Raw genomic sequence first — 17937 nt, forward strand, 5'->3', positions numbered from 1 at the left:
GGGGGTGGTGATTGTGTAGCATGGCAAGAGAGCGAAGTCCTGAGCGGGACAAAGCAAAACAGATGTGGTTGGAGAGCGGCGGGACGATGAAGCTAAAAGACATCGCCGCCGCTCTTTCTATTCCTGAGGGAAGGGTCCGCAAATGGAAGTCTATGGATCGCTGGCAGGATGAATTGAATGGGAACGTTTTTGATTCCTCCAATGGGAACGTTCCAAATGGAACGAAAGGGAACGCTCCTAATCCAAGGGGAGCGCCAAAGGGGAACAAAAATGCTGTTGGCAATCGCGGCGGTGCTCCCCCAGGTAATCAAAACGCCAAGGGGAATAGTGGTGGACCGGGCGGTCCCTATCGCAACAAGAAGGCTCTCAAGACGGGGATGTATGAAACTATCTTTCTGGATGCCTTGGAGGAAGACGAGCAAGAGCTGTTTGATCAGATTGATACTTCCCCTTTGGCCCAGCTCAACGAACAACTTATCATGTTGTCTCTCCAAGAGCGACGGCACATGCGCCGGATTAAACAGCTTGAAGCTGGTCTAACCGACGAGGAAAAGAAGATCAAACAGGAGCTGCACCAGCGCAAGGACAAGGTTCCTTATACTAGCCCAAAGACAGGCAAGCAAATCAGTCTGTCTGTTGAAACCGAAGGTATGAAGGTCACGGAGATCACGACTGTCACTACTTCCAAGCTGGACAAGATTCTCAAGCAAGAGGAAGCGCTCGTCAAAACCCGTGATAAAAAGCTTCGGGTTATTAACCTTATAGCCAGCTTGCAGCAGGAGGAAGAAAAGCTGGAGATAGCCCGCGAACGGCTGGAGCTTGAGAAACGTAAGTTATTAGGCTATGGCGGCGCGGAAGGGGATGAAGGCGATGAAGACGATGAGGAAGATGACGACGAATGGTAATTACTCTTGCTAAGGAGCATCGAAAACGAGCCAAGCGGCGGCTAAGGGATCGGCCTGAAAAACTGGATGAGCTAAAAGGAATCTTAGCCGACTTTGAACAATTCTGCTGGCGTATGTTAAAGATCAAGACGAAGAGCGGTCGTATTATGCCTCTAACGCTCAATGATGCTCAACGGACATTTGTCCGTGAAGTATTTAGGCAAATCGAAGCTGGCAAGCCTGTTAGGATTATCATTCTTAAAGCCCGGCAGATGGGTTTCTCCACCGTCACGGAAGCACTGATCTATTATTTCACGTCACTGCAAGAAGCGAAGAACGCCTTTATCGTCGCGCAGTCTTCTGATGCCTCCAGCAACCTTTATGACATGTTCCAGTTCTATTATGAAAAGGTGCCGGCAATCATCAAGCCGATGAGCCGAAAGAACAATGCTAAGAAACTCACCTTCGAGAATCCAACGATTCGGACAGCGGATCGCCGTAAGAATCCGGGGCTCAAATCGAAGATCACTGTACAGACTGCAGAAAGCCGGGTGCTTGCCCGTTCGGATACGATCCATTATCTTCATGCTTCAGAGGTGGCATTTTGGCCAGCCAAGAAGAAAAAGAAGCATCTACTGTCCCTCCTGGCAGCTCTGTCCAAAGAGCCCGGCAGTCTGGGTGTGATCGAATCTACCGCCAATGGCATGGAAGAGTTCAAAAAAATGTGGGATACAGCCGTTAAGGGCGAGAGTGATTTTACTCCGCTCTTTTTTGCGTGGTTCGAAATGCCCGACTATCGCAAGCCGGTACCACGAGGCTTTGAGTTAACCGAAGAAGAACGGGAGCTGAAAGCGAAATATGGTTTGGACGATGAACAATTGCAGTGGCGGCGGTATACCATTCGGAACGACTGCGGCGGCGATCCACGGCAATTTGATCAGGAGTACCCTTCTGAGCCCGACGATGCCTTTCTGTTATCTGGTGAAGGTATCTTCGACAACAAATTTATTAAGAGTTTGCGAGATGCAATCAGTGCTATTGGTAGCCGACACGAAATTGATTTTGTTAAAAACAAGATCATCCCGGCGCCTTCTGGCGAGCTGGTTATGTATCGACAGCCAGAACAAGGTAAACGGTACGTGCTGGCTGCCGATACAGCCAAGGGTAAGGAAGACGGGGACTATGATGCTGCTTATGTCATTGAGGAGCGCACAGGGGAAATGTGCGCGGCTTTGCATGGCAAATGGGACACCGACTTGTATGGTAAAAAGCTGAACACGCTTGGTTTGTATTACAATACTGCACTATTGGCCGTGGAGAACAACAACACTGGGGAATCGGTGCTGAATACACTCTTCAATACTTGTCATTATCCGCTGTTATTCATGCATAAGAAGAGTTTTGGCTGGAATACCAACCAAGCGACCCGGCCAGTCATGATAAGTGACTTCAAGGAAGCGATTCGGGACCAGCTCTATGATATCTACTGCCCCGAACTGTACAGCGAGTGCATGACGCTAATCGACAAGAATGGCAGAGCTGAGGCAGATAGCGGGTGTCATGATGATAGAATCTTTGCTTATTCTATTGCATTGCAGGTGCGACAAGTGGCTGGTAAATGGTTTGAATGGTTCAAGAAGAAACAGCAGCAGCGGGCAGAGTCCCGTGATGATTACAACGAGGAAGTGGGGTGGATATAAGCAATGAGTGAAGGAAATGCACAGTGGTTTCAGATCAGCAAGGCGGACGACGAACGGCATATACCGTCCAGCGCTCAATTGCCGGATTTATTCGACGATCTATACGATCTTCACGGTCTGTTACCCTTCGCACTCGGCAATGACCCTGCTTCCTGCAAGCTGTTGGTCAAAAATTCCAACATAATACCGCAATGCATAGAGGCATACAAACGCAATATCGCTGGTTATGGAATTGCCCTGGAATATTTGCCGGGCGAGAGTGATCAGACGGCCAAGGTCGAGTGGGATAAGGCTGAGAAGTTTCTGGAGACCTGCAATCTGGAGGATACACCAGACGAAATCATAAGCCAGTTGATTGACGATTTGGAAAGTACGGGAATGGCTCATGTCGAGGTAGCTTGGCCTGTAGGTTCGGAGTTCCCGACTATCTTCCGGATGAATCCAAAATATGTCCGCTGTACGAAGGAAAGTAACAAGGCGACTATCAAACGCAAGCGGCGTATCAGCTCCACAAAGCAAGTAGAGGAGTTTTCACAGGAGATTTACGCCCGACGTTATGCTATGAAGCGCAATACATCTGTTGTGTGGTTCCGGCTGTTTGGGACGGAGGCAGATGAAGGTAATGATGAAAATCAGATCATCCCGCTGCGCATCGGTCATGATGGGCCCTATGGGGAGCCGCGCTGGTTTGGCAATGCGCCTGGTGTGGTCGGCAGCCGGGAAGCTGAGGAATTGAATGTGAATTACTTTAGCAACGGACGCATGTTGTCCATGATTTTGACCGTCACCAATGGTCGCCTTACCAAGCAATCAATGGAACTCCTTAAAAATGTGAAAGGTTCCAACTCACAGGGCGGCATTCTTTATTTGGAGGCAAAAGGGGAAGAAACAGGCGGCCCGATGGACGAAAAGGTTGAAAAAGTGCAGATTAAATTGGAAAAACTCAATGACCTGCTGCAACAAGACGCGCTCTTTCTGGAGTATGGCAAGGAAAAGAAGGCTGATATCTTGTCTGCCTTCCGGCTGCCTCCAATCTTGGTCGGTCAAAGCTCAGATTACAACAGGGCGACCGCCGATGCAGCTCTACGGTTTGCAGAGGAACAGGTTTTTGAGCCATACCGCAAGTGGATTATGGCAGAGATATTTAATAAACGCCTGTTCCCGGCTATGGACATTTTTCGAGTGCGTGCCGTGTTGAGAGGGCCGAAGATCATTGACCCTGCGGATCGCAAAGCTATGCTGGACTTTATCGCTGACCGGGGCATTATGCTGGTGCGGGATCTGATTCCGATTGCCGAGGATGTACTTGGCACAACGATTGATGAGACCAAGTTTAGCGAGGAATATCTGGATACGCCGATTGCGCAGCTCGCAGCCAGTCAGCCCACATTGCTTGAACCAGAGCCAGACACGGACACAGACGACATGCAAAATCGTATTGCTACAATTGCCAAACGCTTGTTAAAACAGGCTGACAAGGAGGCAAGCGTTCATGTGTGAGTCCTGTTGGGCGCTGATCGCCAAGGCAGACGACGATGAATTTTTAGACAGCTTAGAACTGTCGTATGTTGAACGCAAGGTGCTGGAAGAACTGTACAAGCAAGGCGAGGATCGCATAACTGAGATTCTGGAGCTTCAGGGACAGGCGTTGCATGATGCCATTGCCGAATTGAGCGAGGATGCCCTGGGCGATATCGGTGAGTTGGGTAAGGTGCTTATTGCCTTGCATACCACGGATGTATTTGCGGAGCTGTTCGAGCAGGCTGTCCAGGAAGCATTTGAGCCATTATTTCATCTGGCGGGCGAGACTGAGCTAACCGCGCTGGATAAGGAAAAGGTATGGAGCACTAGCAACAAGGCTGCTGGTCGTTTCACGAAGAAGCTCAAGAAGCTGGTACCCGACATGAACAAAGCTTCTACGGATGTGTTGTTGCGTAGTTTTGGTAAGGCCATTGAGGAAGGGGCTACGCCCTCGGATCGGGCTTTGTTGGTGCAGGAGGTCAGCGCTCAGGCGGCCAGCGGTGACGATGGCCCATTTAGCATGCAACGTGCGCAGCGCGTGTCCAGAACGATGAGTACCGCAGCGGCCAACGGTGGCAAGCTGGAGGGCTGGAAGCAGTCGGAGATCGCCAAGGGAAAAAAATGGCGGTCTGCTTCTGGCACACGTACCCGCAAGAGCCATCGCAAGGCAAATGGTCAGGTGGTACCGCTGGATGAACCATTTAAAGTCGGTGATAGCAAGCTGATGTACCCCGGCGATCCGTCCGGCGAAGCAAAGGAGATTGTAAACTGCCGCTGCACGATGCAGTTGGTATTGGATTAGTCCTGAAAGCTGTATTCCGATTTAAAGATGCTATAGAGCTGATGTGCTATTTTCTTATCAAATAGTAGGGTCTGTGTATTGCTTTTTTCTTGTCGATCATCAGATCCATTTGTGGTAAATATGATAAGTTTCTCGTCTTTTAATTCTTTCACATCATATTCCGCATCAGTTTCGGTATGTCTTCGTTTAATAGTTTTATTTACACGCATCAAGTTTCTGATCCTTGCCATGATAAAGCAACTCCTTTGTAGTTTTGTCCCATCATATCAGAAAAAAATGTAATCATTCATGAGAATTTAATAGTTATAGATGATTACTAACTACGGATGCTTATGATCGATTACGTATGAGGGGAGGTGAAAGAGAATATGACCTTTAAATTGAAAGATGCAAAGATTACACATATTTCGCTGGTTGATAAAGGAGCCAACGGTGTACCATTCGCAATCATTAAATCTGCCGGGAAAAATGCCATCCAGAAGCAAGTACAGATTGCGAAGGTTGACGATGCCAAGAAGGTTGTAATCGGTGTGGTATATCAGCCGGACGTGGCTGACGCTCATGGGGATCAGATGGATGCAGAGGAAATTGAGAAGGCTGCCCATCTCTTCATGGAGAAACAACATACCTACAACATCGACAAGCAGCATGACCTGGATACGGACAAAGGCTATGTAGTCGAATCCTATATTGCTCCTTGTGACATGGAGATCGGTGAACAGACTATTGTTAAAGGCTCATGGGTGGCCGGGGTAAAGGTAACGGATGACGACACTTGGGATGATATTCAAAAAGGCGAGATTACTGGCTTCTCGATGTGGGGTGTCGGTAAGCGGGAAGAGATCAAGGAAGACGGGGAGGTATCCAAAGGGCTCTTGAGTAAAATCGTTAAAGCGCTCGGTGCAATGGGATTGATTGAAAAAGGCGCAGTCGCTGACAAATACAATAAGAACCGTAAGAACCGCGAATTTTGGGCTGCTCAAGATGCCTTGAATGCGGTTCTTTTTCGTTGGGATAGTTGGGAGAGCGGCATGGAGAGCGACCCCGAATTAATCCGTGAAGCCCTTCAGGACTTTGTGGACATCGCTCAGGAGGTGCTCGTTCAGGAGGATATTGTAAAGGCAATCGGAAGCCCACCTGAACAGATTGCTAAAGCAGGGAAAAAGATTTCGGACGGCAACATGAAACACATTGACGATGCCATTGCTGCATTAACCGAATTAAAAACAAAAACCGACCCTGAAAAAGATGAGGGGTCCGAGGAGGAAGACGATTTGAACGCTGAAGATATTGCTAAGGCTGTACAGGCTGCGGTGGCTCCAATCGCCAAGCAGGTAGAAACCCTGTCGACGCAAGTTACTGAATTGAAGAAACAAGAAAGGGCAGAGCCTGAACAGTCAGCGGGAACAGAACCACCTGCTGAACCTCAAGCAAACGCGCTGACTGATGCGATTACTAAGGCACTAGCACCGTTGACTGAGCAGGTTCAAGCGCTGGCTACTGACGTACAGGTTGTGAAGAACAGTCGTGGTGGTTCCGCTCAAGGTGGCGGCGGAGAAAATGACATTCAGAAGTCGGCGGGCGTAAGCTTCGGCGGCCTTCTGTAATCGAAAGGGGAGATAAATATGAGAACAAACGGACAAATTATCAAATCCACCATTACGAGCACGCTGGATCAAACAGCCCTAAACTATGAACAGGTGGACAAGTTTACCGAAATGGCCTATGAATCTACGGAGTTTTTAAAGGGGATTCGCACGGTTAACAAGATCAGCTCTAAAGGTACAATTGACAAAATCGGTGTGACTGGCCGTAACCTGCGCAGTAAAGTGGAAAATAAGGAGGCCACCAATACTGCTGCACCTACTTTTCCACAGGTCCCTTATGCTGTGGCTCCAGTAGTTCTGCCTTTTGAAATTACGGAGGAGTTCATCCGTCAGACTGAACGTGTACGCGGGCAGAATGCCGAGGAAATCATCATGGCGGCCATGACCAAAAACTATGGTGATAACATGCAGGACATTGGGTTCAACGGGGATATTGCTACGCCGAATACGGACCCTGATTATGCTTTCCTCAGCATCAATGACGGATGGCTCAAGTTGGCGAAGACCAAGGGCAACTTTATTGACTGGACGACGCTTCCTGATGTAAAGAAAAAAGGCGTCTTCTTCGAGATCGAGCGTGCAATTCCTACTCGCTTGCGCACAGGTGGTGTGTTCAAATATTTCATGCACCCAAACACATTTAGTGAGCGTATTCAGGCGCTGGCTGAGAAAGACACCAGCGCATCTATTCAGTTGCAAATTACTGGTGGTGTGAAGAAAATCAATAGTTACGATGTGGTTGAAGTCGCACATATGCCAGAGGGTGCTGTGTTGTTCACTTATCACGATAACTTTGCGTTGGTTAACACCTATGACATGCAGATTCGTAAAACTACTGAGGGCAGAGAAGCCATCTATGCAGACAAGCGATTCTACGCTATCCATTCGGATTTTGACTCTATCTTCGAAGAGCCCGGAGCGGTGGCATACGTCGAAGGGGTGGAATTTTAATGGCCTATATCACATATCGAGGAGAAAACACTTCTTTGATGCTTTATGGTATCCGCTTTGTACCAAAGGTGCCGGTACTGGTTGATAATGAATCTGTCCTTAAAAATTTTCGTGAACGCTCGGATTTTGATATCAAGGAAGAAAAGGTTATTCCGCTGGAAGACCTGACCCTCGTCCAACTTAAAGACAAGGCTAAGGCTGCCAACATTGAAGGATTCGGCAGCATGAACAAGTCTGATCTAATTGCTGCTTTACGTGGCGGTGGTAAGCCTTCCGATAATACGTCACCTGCAGATGATCCGTCAAAACCGGAAGGGGCTGACGGTAAAAGTGCTGACGCCAACAATCCTCCAACAGCGTAGCCGGGTAACCCCGATCCAAGAGGCACCGGCTGAGCTGCTACAGCAATACATTGATGACGCGCAAGTACGTATTGAACTGTATCTGCCAATTCCCTTCCCGGCCGAACCTGATAAGCAGATTATGCTGGCTTGGACCAAGCTGGCGGAGGGATTGGCATTGCAGGACAGCGAGGAATATCTTGCATCCGTGGCGCGTAATTATGCGTCCGAGAGCGATGGTGCTTGGACGTACACCCGTCAGGCTGTGGAAGGCAAAACAACGGGTAATGCTGATGTGGACGCTATCCTGTTTCTGTGGGTGAAAAAGCAGACTGGACCGGATGATGGTAACATCACCGCATACGTGCTATGAACCACCGTTTTAAAACGCCACTGGCCGTGTATCGTGTTGGTCAGAGACGAGACGAGGACGATCTGTTTGATGACCGTAAGTCGGGCAAGGTGACTGACGTAAAATGCTTTGTCGTGACAACTACGACGGAAGCCAAAGCGGATGCTAAACCAGTAATGTACATTGTCAAAAAGACTGTAGGGGTCCCGAAGACAGCCGACATTAAGCTCAGTGATGAAGTGGTGTTGCTAGGCCGTAGATACCTGGTTATTGACTCCATTCCGCGTCGTTACTGGCGCGAGCTGCTTGTAACATGTGAGGTGAAGGGAAATGACCGTTCATGATTTCGATGGACTGGCCCGGCGGTTCCGTCGTATAGCTGATGAAGGGATGGAACGTATTTTGCGTAACATCGCGGAGGCAGCCGGGGAAACACTGCTCAATCTAATCATTGATGAAATTGACCGCCAGGGCTTGATCGACACCGGGGCCATGTGGCAGTCCTTTTCCCGTGGCGACAATAATAACGTGTGGGAATGGGATGTAGACCGCAATGCGATCACGCTGGAGCTTGGTTCCAACCTGCCTTATGCACAATTGGTCAATGATGGTTACACCATTGAGAAGAAACATTTTGTGCCGGGTTACTGGAATGGTGGCGGCTCATTTGTCTATGATCCGTCTGCCAAGACTGGGTTTATGGCAAAGCCGCGTAGCTTCATCGGCAGGCATTATTTTGATATTGCTGTGGAGCACCTTGAGGGAGGAATGAACCAACTCCTCATGCGGCGGTTAGAGGTTGAGCTTGAAAGGATGTTGCGCTGATGATGGATGTTGGTTTAAAAGCCTGGGCCGAAATTGTGCGACGAGTGTATCCAGAGCTCTCTATCTTGCGAGATCGGTCTAAATGGTTGGCTGGTGATTTTAAACTGCCTGCCGTGTTTATCGAGACGGATCTTGTATCGGACAAGGTTCATACGCCGCGAGCTGATCGGATCATTGAAGATGTGGGGCTGGTGTTCCACTATGATAAGGAACGAGCGGACGAACAGGACGAGGGGGAGCCTATACCGCTTGATCTTGACCCGTTGTTCCTCTACCTTCGACAGCAGCGCTTTAACGTAGCATCCAAACGTTTTGGAGTCGTGCTGGTCATTGAGCCGCCACGAACCCGAAAAAAGGCCGATCAAGTAGAGGTTACCTTTAGGTACTCGTATTTGCTCAGTGTACCGAAGTCACTGGTCAATGACGATGGCCGCCCAATTCAGAAGATTAACAATTTTTATATCAGTCACAACGGGGAGGAATTTGACGCATGACTGAGGATTTAAACAAACGGAATAAGCAGGAATGGATTGAGAGCGCAGCGGTCTTGAAGGCAGAGCCTTACGAGATTGCGGGCGCTCTTTTTGATTGCGCTACTGACGCCTTGCTTTCGCGGGCAGAAGTGGAGCAAAGACTGGATGCGTATTTGCATCCGGTCAAGGAAGCCCCTGCTGCCGTGCCTGATAAACCACAAGTGAAAAAACCAAAGGAGGAAACGCCAAATGACAATTCAGCGGGTTAGACCCAGCGCTTATATTGCGCTGTTGGTTAAGGCGCGGTCACGTGTTGTTCCCACAACTGGCCGCGTACTCATTCCCTATCAGGCCGAATGGGGCGCGCCGAACCAAGCCGTAGATATGGCTGATGATTCAGAGCGCCTAAAGGAGTCCGGCAAGCTTGTTGATGTACTGGAGCTTGCTGCCGAAAGCGGGGCGACTGTTATCGGCTACCGGGTTACAAACGGGGAAGAAAAGGCTGCATCTGTCGCTGTTACTGACAGCTACACTATTGAGGCGCGTTATCCAGGAACACGAGGCAACGACTTTGAATATATGGTGCGTCCTGCATTAATAGACGACACCAAAAAGGAGATCGTGGTCCGAGACACTAAAGGTATCTATGATACTGAAACGTATTTAGTGGCTGACAAAGCCGCTGCTGTGGAAGCTCTTAAAAAGTCCGCTATGGTCCGTTTTAAAGATACTGGAGCTGCTGTCCTTGCAGACGTGGCTTACACCAAATTGGATGGCGGTACAACTGGCACGGCCACATTGGCAGCGACCGACTGGAATCGCATCTTCAACCGGGTGTACGGCCTGACGTTTGATACTATTTATCTTTCCGCTACTGATCCGGCTGTACAAGCTTCCGCCAAACAATGGTTGCTGGATCGCCGTGATAAGGGTCATAAGCTGGCGACGGTGGTTGTCGCTGGCCCGGCAGCTACGGACGGCGACATTGAGGCGCACAACGCACGTTCACGGGCTATGAATGCCCGTTATGTAATTAACTGTTCGTTGGCTGGTGAACACACCAGCGGCAAGACCTACACATCCGTCGAATGGGCTGCATGGGTGGCTGGACTGGTTGCGGGTACACCTGCCAATAAGTCATTTACGGGTGTTGAAGTGCCTATGACATTGGCAAAAGTGGACTGGAGCCACACTGAGGCACTAAAAGGACTGGCAGAGGGAACACTGATGGCTACACGAGATGGTTACAAATACATTATCGAATCTGCTATTAACACTCTGACCACGATCGGACCAAATGAGCGTGAGGACTTTGGGAAGATTCGCGTATCCGCTACGATTGACCAAGTGATGAACGATATCTACGAAGCGGGCAAGCGTTGGAAGGCCAAGCTGGATAACGACAAAGAAGGCCGCGGCATGTTTATTGCTGCTGTGTTGGAATATCTCAAAATCCGTGCTCAGCAGAAGGCCATTGCAGACAAATTCAGTTTCTCAGAAAATCCGGATAAGACAAGCGAGAACGATTATGCCTATTTCAAGCTCGGCGCCAAACCGCTTGATGCTATCGAAATTTTCTATACTGACTGGGAGGTGGAATAATAGATGGATCGCGAGCTTATTGGACGAAATCTCTCGCTACAGGATGACAACGGTGAGGACGTACAGACGGTGAAGGAAGTAGAAGTGCTACTGAAACCAGAAAACTTGGACATTGTTCGAGCACGGCGCATGGCTAAAACAAAGCAACTCACAGGATACGAAATCTCAGTTAAAATTGTCATGTCAAAATTGGAATCGCGATTGCGATACCGACTGCTGGACGATTTTAAAGCAGGTCGTACAATGTTCCTTCCTCGTATTACAGGTTCCTTGGAAGACCGTATCACGGGCAACACGGAACGTGTCCTTATCACGGGAATTCACATTCACGAGGAGATAGATATTCTCGTTGCAAAAATTGATGACAATAATGGCATTGACATTACCTTGTCCGGTACAGCTACGGATTTTGATTTCGTGGACAAGTTTCCGGATTATATGGCTTAAGCGGAACCAAGAGTTCATTTTCAGAAAGCTAGGCTCTAGCAAAATAGTCTTAAAAGTTTTTGAATACTCATATTAGTTTTACAATTTTTCACTTTACTAGTGAAGTATTTCATAAAACACTCGAAATTTTATCAAATATTTTACCAATAGGTGTTTATATTTGGATATATATTCTATATAATAGATTTGTATTCCAAATATGAAAGGATGATGTAAAGTGAAAAAGAAACTATTGATTGGACTTTTAACTGTTGCTGCATGCTTCTCTTTAGGATCGACATCATTTGCTTCTCCGGCTGCCGCCGCCGCTCCAGATTCTCAAGCCGCAATTACGCAAGGGGTTACTAAGAACGCAGTTATCAGTCGATTAACTCTTAAAGTAGGCGAATCGAGGTATCTGACTGGTTCAAGTTTTTGGATTAGTGGGGATCAGGGGGACAATAACCCAATCTATCTCAATGTTGATGGTCTAGTAGTTGGTCTGAAGCCTGGAGTCGCTTTGGTTGTGGCTGATCTACCAGATGGATCGGGGCAAATTGAGTATTACATTACTGTGAGATAATAAATTCCTAGATCATTTAAGCCTGTAGACTGACTCCAATAGGAGTAGTTTGCAGGCTTTTTACATGCAGTGATTATTTAAAATACCTGTGTTTTGATGAAAGAAGACTAATAAATTGGAGGAATCACAATGAGCGACAAATTACAAAAATATCTTGCGGCTGGCACGGCGGCGGCAAAGCCGGAACAACTTGAGGTAGAGGTGGACGGCGAGAAATGGTCCGTTCGGCGCTTGACCACAATGGACATCCGCCGTTGCTATGATGTGGCATTTAATGATGATGGTTCACCAAAGGAAACATTCAACGATATCGACGTTATGATTGTGCGGGCGACGGAGCATGACTTCGATTGGAACAACAAAGAGCTTCTAAAAGTTTATAGTTGCATAAACAAGAATGAGTTACCACCACGAATGCTCAGCAATCCAGACCATTATGCAATCCTCAGCAAGGCGGTACGTAACTTCCAAGAAACTAAGGAAGAATTGATGAAAGAAGCAAAAAACTCATCCGGCGAGATGGCGAGGCAAGCTGGATAGCCCATTTTTGGGTTAACCAAAAAAAGCTGCCTTCTGAGGTCTTGCCGTATGAAGTGGATGAAGAGCGCCAATATTATTTTTGCCTGGCAGCATCAATGATCGCTGAGGAAGAAATGGCGCGTATGAATCGGAAATAACCATGTCGAAACAGGAAGGGGGTGGGAACTATAGCAACTACATCAGTTACGGTACCGTTTGAGGCAAGGGATATGATCACCGGCGCAGTCCGGAATATGCGTCGTATGCTTCAGGGCGCCCATGACGACTTGGTGAATTTTCGCCGGGCATCCGGTAGCATGTTCGATGATTTTGTATCAGGTAGCCGCCGGGCGAGGGAATCTGCGGACGATCTAGGCAGACGGATTAATGGCGCGTCCGACGAAGTACGCCGCATGAATCAGATCCATCTGGACGATATCTTTCGTCGTGCACGTGCGGGGGCGGACGATCTTCGGCGTTCAGCGGATCGTGCGGACGCGGATATCCGTAGTATTCGTGATGCTAATGTGAAATTACGTGCTGAGGATTCCATAAGTCCAGTCGTTGACCAGTTATCTGACAAGATTTCAGCCTTGGCAGCTTTGGCGGGCGGGATTGTGCTCGGTAGCGGTGTGAGTGACTCTATGTTTGGAGGCGTGTCCGACTACAGCCGTGAGGCGGCGCGAAGTGCGGCATACATGCCGGAAAACATTCGTCAGCAGAGCCTTAGTACGGTAGATGATTTAGTTAAAAAGGCCATTATCCCAGATCGTATTGAAGGAACACGACAACTTGCCGATGCGGCCCCTTTAGTTCAGGACAAATCCAAGATGAGTGACTTCGTAAGTGCGTCTGCTAAAATCCAGTACATTCGCCCGGATGCCGGAGCTGAGGAAGTACAGCGGGCGCTGTCTCAAACGTCGAACAGTTTTAAAGAATCCTACAGTCAAGTCGCTGATAGCATGATGTATGCCTATAAGGAGGTAGGTGACAAGCAGCAGGATCTGTTCGATACGTTTTGGGAGTACAGTCCATACTTTGCAAGCAGCGGCACCGATTCAGCGCAAATGGCAAACTTTTTAACGAAAACTGTCCAGAATGGCGCATTTAACTTCGACAAGCCTGCCGACTTTTTCAAAGAGACGTTTGGTGTCAAAGCTCTGAATACAGGGGATATGGCGAATTACTTTATCAGTCGTGGGGCAGGGAAGGATGAGGCCCAACGCCAGGCGTCGGCTTTTACAGACGACATTAATTCAGGTGACAAACAGCGTGCGCAAGGAGCCATTGCAGCATTAGTCGGGGATTTGGCCACTCAAACCAGAAGTCAGCTAAAACAGTCTCTTGTCACTCTAGGTTCTGGCGCTGGTGAAGACAATGCTGATTCCATCCTGAAGACGTTCGGCACAGCGTTTCAAAAAGCACCTAACATGAAGGGCACCACTGATAATTTGCTTCGTAAGCAGCAAACTGCTGACCCAATGACGGAAATGAAGCAAACTCGTGCTGAAATGAGCTTGCAAATGCAAGAGATTGGAACCAATATTGCTCAAGCAGCCCTTCCAGCTATGAAGGAATTTAACGCCTTGCTGGTACAGAATAAGGACAATATTCAGGCACTTGGTACAGGGATAACCAATGCGATAACCGGAGCGACCAGCTTCTATAAAGATCATTTTAGAGCCATAAACACTGCTCTGATGGGACTGGCTGCTGTACTGGTGGCTAAGAAATTATGGTCTTTCGCTCAGGGTGTTAAGAAATTCAATGATGACTTAACCACCGCAGCTAAATGGGTAGGAGAGAAGGGAAAAGCGGGGGCAAATGCCACAGGAAGAGGAGTCAAAACCGGTTGGAATTGGATTCGACGGAAACCTCCTGAACCTCCAGCTCCACCACCTGAAGAAACCCCAGCCCAACGAGCTGCCCGAATACGGGAGCGGATGGGCGGACGCGGTATTAGACGCCAATTGAGTGGAAACCGTAACCCTGTCGATGATCGTATTGGTGGTTTACGCTCTATCGCTTCCATGACTGTTAACGCTACGAAAGTCTATATAAATGGCTCTGTGTCTGGTGGCGGAGAAGGCGGGGCAGGTGATGGTGGTGCCGATGGGGGCGACCGAGACAGAGATCGCCGCCGTAGACGAAACCGTCGTGGAGGGCGTAGGGGAGCGGGAGGCGGTGGCGGTAGACGACGTATACGTATTAATGGTCCCCGTCCCACTCCACCAAATCCGCCTAACCCGAACCCAAGCCCAAGGGGATCGCGTGACAATCCTTATCGTATTCGTCGTCCAGCTCCACCAAATCCACCCCCACCACCGAGTCCGCCATCTGGCGGTGGCCGTCTGCGAGGTTTCCTGAAAGGAGCAAGCAAAGCGGCTAAAGTTGGCGGTATCGTTGGTACGGTTGCAAGCGTAGCAGCCGGTGCATATGACCTCTATCAAGCATCAAAGGACAAGGGCTTGCGTGAGGCTGTATCTACTCAGGGCGGTGCTATGGTTGGTGGTGTAGCTGGCGGTGCTATTGGTGGGGCTCTAGGGTCTGCCCTTGGACCACTCGGTACAATGGCCGGTGCATACATCGGAAACATCGTCGGTGAAAAGATCGGGAAATTTGCCGATGAAAGTGGATTGACCCGGAAAGTCGTGGATGGTGCGGTTGGAATCTTTAACTCTGCTAAGGATACCTGGACTGGCGTGAAAAACTGGTTCACGGGGGACAAGAAGGAAGAGAAGCCTGGTCCACCGCCAGAAGCCAAGATTACAATTAACGGGCTCACTGTGCAAAAGCAGCAGCATCTCAAGCAAATTGGAGACGAGGTACGCAAAAGTATAATCGATAAGGGTCTTAAAGAGGGACTGAAAACTGTTGCTGAACAGCCAGAAGTCAAGCAACGCCTTAATGCACTTAAAAATGCATGGGGTGTTGTGTGGAAGATGGGCGATAGTAGTAAGGCTCAGAAAGATGTCAAGGCTGTAGGAACCGCTACAAAGAGCAGCGCTGATGATGTGGCCAAAGGGGCAGCAAAAAATAAACAGAGTTTTAATAGTGTCAGCGCTGCTGCAAAAACGGCCGTGGATAAGACCACACAATATCTGTTGTCACTTAAAAACGTATCGAGCCAAGGCAATAGCTGGGGAAGTGATCTTATGTCCCATTTTATTGCTGGTATGCGCGGCCAGTTCCCCACGTTGTCTTCTGTCGTCAGTTCCGTTGCAGTAGTCCTTAAAAAGATGAAGGAAGCAAAAGATGCTAATTCTGGCGGCGGTGGAATTACACCGAAACCTAAGCCAAAACCATATGCTCAAGGTGGATATATCAATCGTCCACATGTTGGTTTGGTTGGGGAAGCTGGTCCGGAAATGATTATTCCGTTGTCGGCCAGCCGACGCAACCGTGGTCGGGAGCTGTGGGAGCGGGCCGGGATTATTATGGGTGTACGTCCATATGCAAACGGCGGTCAAGTCGGACGGCCAAGCCTGATCGGTGCGTCCAGTATGATGCCGATGGCACAGATGCTTAATCCATCCGTTTCGGCTGCCCCGAAGTCAATAAGCATTGAGAATATCAATATTGATTTCGGAGAAATGGCAAAGGGCATTAGTAATTTTGCCGAGTTCGCACAGATGCTCACCAGTCCTCAAGGTCGTGCGTTGATCCGTAAAGTGTTTGGTGAAGAAATGATGAAAGTATTGGAGAGTGGAGGGTAAGCCATGTTGGCACTATCGCAAGGCAAGATCCGTCTTACCTTTCCGATCACCCCGGCAGAAATTCAAATCACGTCTGGTAATGAGGTTGAAACCTTTACCGTCATAACTGGACAGGAGCGCACAGGAAAACCCGTCTCGAAAGTGAAACGGGTTTCTTTTTCTGCTATCCTTCCACGCTATTGGGAAGAAATTTGGGAGACAGATAGCAAACAGACGGTCACGTATAAAACACCGGAAGTAACGTGGAAGCTGTTGGAGCAATGGAAAGGTAAGCCGGTTGTACTTAACTTTGAGAATCTGTTTAGCCAAACGATGCTCCTGGAGGGGATGGATCAGACGTACAAGGACGGACAGGGAAACCTTCACGGTAATTATTCATTTGTAGAGTATAAGCCTGTTAAAATCGTCTCTTACTCCAACTCTAAGCAGGTTCTCAAGCCAGGTACGGTTATTACCAAATCGTCCAAAAGCCGCCCCAATACTACGGGCAAAAAGGACAAGAAAAATGATAAGAAAAAAGATGATAAAAAAAAGAAGGCAAAGGATAAAAGTAAAAAGGCCAAGGAGGACCCGAACGCCAGGGGAGCTTTTGACTATACAAGTTCCAAAAAGCGAATATCGGACAAGGTTTCCAAGGCGAAAGGGAAGTGATGCATTATGGACGGCTTTGCGGTTGTATATGGGAAGGAAAACGCCCGGGAGATGCTAACGGATGGCATCGAGGAAGTGTCCTGGTCTTCCGGGCGGGATGAGATTGCCCGCAGTGCTACGGTGCGACTTCGTAACGCGACCAACATCAAGGTAGCCGGTATGCTGATGTGCTTTTCGCAAAAGGTCGGTGGTGCTTTATATCATCACAAGAACCAATTTTTTCACGGGCCGATAATCAAATATGAACAAGACGAATTCACAAACGCCTGGGAAATTGAAGCACGGGAGATCGGCTGGTACTTGTCCAAAAACAAGGGAACTCGGCCATATCTTAAAGGTGAAGCCGGAGCGGAGCTGCAACGATACATCAAGAGCACGGGCATTGACTTCCGCTGCCCAGCTTTGGGCTTCAGCTTGGACGAACGATATGGGACGATGGCACATTCAGAGATCATTCTTGATGTGCTGCAAAAGGCATATGAGCGTAGCGGCTACAGATATTATATAGACCTTGTTAGGACGGAAAAGAGCTTTTATCTGCAAGTGATGCGAGAGGGGACCAACACGAAGGTCCCTATTTTTGTTCCCGAGCAGATGACCTCAAGCACCGCAGGATACAGCATCGAGGACACCTATACAGTTGTGACCGCCCAAAAGTGGAAGGATGACAAAATTGCTTCTACTGTTACTAAAACGGCATCGGGTGCGGTGAAGGCTATGGGCCGGATGGAAGAAATTATTGAAGTCGGGGAAGAAGAAAAGCCAGAGACCATCGCAACACAACGGCTGAAAGTTCTGTCTACCGCCAAGCAGATCAAGAAGATCACTGTCCGACATGAAGACCATACGCTGACTGGTTTACGTTCTGGCTGGCTGGTGTTGACTAAAACGGATCATACCTCTAAATGGATTGTCGTCACGGCAGATAGCAGCTACAAGAATGGAACATATACCGTAACGTTGGAATTGGAAAGGAGGGAATAG

General features: G+C 48.6%; 20 protein-coding genes. 19 read left to right on the forward strand and 1 reads right to left on the reverse strand.

The window, feature by feature from the left end:
* The first annotated feature begins 20 nt into the window (after positions 1 to 20).
* The 4 genes from terS to MMB75_RS07215 are packed head-to-tail and all read left to right on the forward strand — an operon-like array spanning position 21 to position 4907.
* Positions 21 to 905, forward strand: a complete 885-nt coding sequence (terS, locus tag MMB75_RS07200) for a phage terminase small subunit (protein ID WP_068941130.1) — start codon at positions 21 to 23, stop codon at positions 903 to 905.
* Positions 899 to 2584, forward strand: a complete 1686-nt coding sequence (locus MMB75_RS07205; protein ID WP_068941133.1) for a terminase large subunit — start codon at positions 899 to 901, stop codon at positions 2582 to 2584. Before terS ends, MMB75_RS07205 begins: the two co-directional genes overlap by 7 nt.
* Positions 2585 to 2587: 3 nt before the next feature.
* A complete protein-coding gene (locus tag MMB75_RS07210) occupies positions 2588 to 4084 on the forward strand; it encodes a phage portal protein (protein ID WP_222821865.1) in 1497 nt (498 codons plus the stop codon).
* Positions 4077 to 4907, forward strand: coding sequence for a phage minor head protein (locus MMB75_RS07215; RefSeq protein ID WP_222821864.1), 831 nt, complete (start codon positions 4077 to 4079; stop codon positions 4905 to 4907). Before MMB75_RS07210 ends, MMB75_RS07215 begins: the two co-directional genes overlap by 8 nt.
* Here MMB75_RS07215 and MMB75_RS07220 read toward each other — a convergent pair.
* Positions 4904 to 5137: a hypothetical protein gene (locus MMB75_RS07220; RefSeq protein WP_222821863.1), complete on the reverse strand. Its 234-nt coding sequence runs from the start codon at positions 5135 to 5137 to the stop codon at positions 4904 to 4906. The two genes, MMB75_RS07215 and MMB75_RS07220, sit on opposite strands and share 4 nt — an antisense overlap.
* Positions 5138 to 5275: 138 nt before the next feature.
* Here MMB75_RS07220 and MMB75_RS07225 point away from each other — a divergent pair, with 138 nt between their 5' ends.
* The 15 genes from MMB75_RS07225 (at position 5276) to MMB75_RS07295 (ending at position 17937) form a co-directional block, all read left to right on the forward strand.
* Positions 5276 to 6514, forward strand: coding sequence for an XkdF-like putative serine protease domain-containing protein (locus tag MMB75_RS07225; RefSeq protein ID WP_222821862.1), 1239 nt, complete (start codon positions 5276 to 5278; stop codon positions 6512 to 6514).
* A gap of 18 nt (positions 6515 to 6532) precedes the next feature.
* Positions 6533 to 7465 carry a phage major capsid protein, P2 family gene (locus MMB75_RS07230; RefSeq protein WP_222821861.1) on the forward strand — a complete coding sequence of 311 codons (933 nt, stop codon included), beginning with the start codon at positions 6533 to 6535 and terminating at the stop codon, positions 7463 to 7465.
* Positions 7465 to 7827: a Rho termination factor N-terminal domain-containing protein gene (locus MMB75_RS07235; RefSeq protein WP_222821860.1), complete on the forward strand. Its 363-nt coding sequence runs from the start codon at positions 7465 to 7467 to the stop codon at positions 7825 to 7827. Before MMB75_RS07230 ends, MMB75_RS07235 begins: the two co-directional genes overlap by 1 nt.
* The gene (locus MMB75_RS07240; protein ID WP_076158954.1) at positions 7796 to 8179 is read left to right on the forward strand and encodes a head-tail connector protein; all 384 of its coding nucleotides are present in this window, start codon (positions 7796 to 7798) and stop codon (positions 8177 to 8179) included. Before MMB75_RS07235 ends, MMB75_RS07240 begins: the two co-directional genes overlap by 32 nt.
* Positions 8176 to 8502 (forward strand): hypothetical protein, encoded by a 327-nt coding sequence (locus MMB75_RS07245; protein WP_222821859.1) that lies wholly within the window; start codon positions 8176 to 8178, stop codon positions 8500 to 8502. Before MMB75_RS07240 ends, MMB75_RS07245 begins: the two co-directional genes overlap by 4 nt.
* Positions 8489 to 8983 (forward strand): HK97 gp10 family phage protein, encoded by a 495-nt coding sequence (locus MMB75_RS07250; protein ID WP_222821858.1) that lies wholly within the window; start codon positions 8489 to 8491, stop codon positions 8981 to 8983. Before MMB75_RS07245 ends, MMB75_RS07250 begins: the two co-directional genes overlap by 14 nt.
* On the forward strand, positions 8983 to 9477 hold the full coding sequence (locus MMB75_RS07255; RefSeq protein ID WP_222821857.1) for a hypothetical protein: 495 nt from the start codon (positions 8983 to 8985) through the stop codon (positions 9475 to 9477). Before MMB75_RS07250 ends, MMB75_RS07255 begins: the two co-directional genes overlap by 1 nt.
* Entirely contained in the window at positions 9474 to 9725 is a 252-nt protein-coding gene (locus MMB75_RS07260) for a hypothetical protein (RefSeq protein WP_222821856.1), read from the forward strand. The genes MMB75_RS07255 and MMB75_RS07260 overlap by 4 nt, the downstream gene beginning before the upstream one ends.
* Complete coding sequence (locus MMB75_RS07265) at positions 9706 to 11058, forward strand: phage tail sheath subtilisin-like domain-containing protein (RefSeq protein WP_222821855.1); 1353 nt, start codon at positions 9706 to 9708, stop codon at positions 11056 to 11058. The genes MMB75_RS07260 and MMB75_RS07265 overlap by 20 nt, the downstream gene beginning before the upstream one ends.
* A gap of 3 nt (positions 11059 to 11061) precedes the next feature.
* On the forward strand, positions 11062 to 11505 hold the full coding sequence (locus MMB75_RS07270; protein WP_277507356.1) for a phage tail tube protein: 444 nt from the start codon (positions 11062 to 11064) through the stop codon (positions 11503 to 11505).
* A 217-nt stretch (positions 11506 to 11722) separates the two neighbouring features.
* Positions 11723 to 12067, forward strand: a complete 345-nt coding sequence (locus MMB75_RS07275; protein WP_222821854.1) for a hypothetical protein — start codon at positions 11723 to 11725, stop codon at positions 12065 to 12067.
* Between the two features lie 129 nt (positions 12068 to 12196).
* Positions 12197 to 12607, forward strand: coding sequence for a hypothetical protein (locus tag MMB75_RS07280; RefSeq protein WP_058830634.1), 411 nt, complete (start codon positions 12197 to 12199; stop codon positions 12605 to 12607).
* A 158-nt stretch (positions 12608 to 12765) separates the two neighbouring features.
* On the forward strand, positions 12766 to 16302 hold the full coding sequence (locus tag MMB75_RS07285; RefSeq protein WP_277507358.1) for a tail tape measure protein: 3537 nt from the start codon (positions 12766 to 12768) through the stop codon (positions 16300 to 16302).
* Between the two features lie 3 nt (positions 16303 to 16305).
* Complete coding sequence (locus MMB75_RS07290; protein WP_222821853.1) at positions 16306 to 16953, forward strand: hypothetical protein; 648 nt, start codon at positions 16306 to 16308, stop codon at positions 16951 to 16953.
* A 6-nt stretch (positions 16954 to 16959) separates the two neighbouring features.
* The gene (locus tag MMB75_RS07295) at positions 16960 to 17937 is read left to right on the forward strand and encodes an XkdQ/YqbQ family protein (protein ID WP_222821852.1); all 978 of its coding nucleotides are present in this window, start codon (positions 16960 to 16962) and stop codon (positions 17935 to 17937) included.

The organism is Paenibacillus sp. P2(2022) (assembly GCF_029522175.1).
Classification (GTDB): Bacteria; Bacillota; Bacilli; order Paenibacillales; family Paenibacillaceae; genus Paenibacillus; species Paenibacillus polymyxa.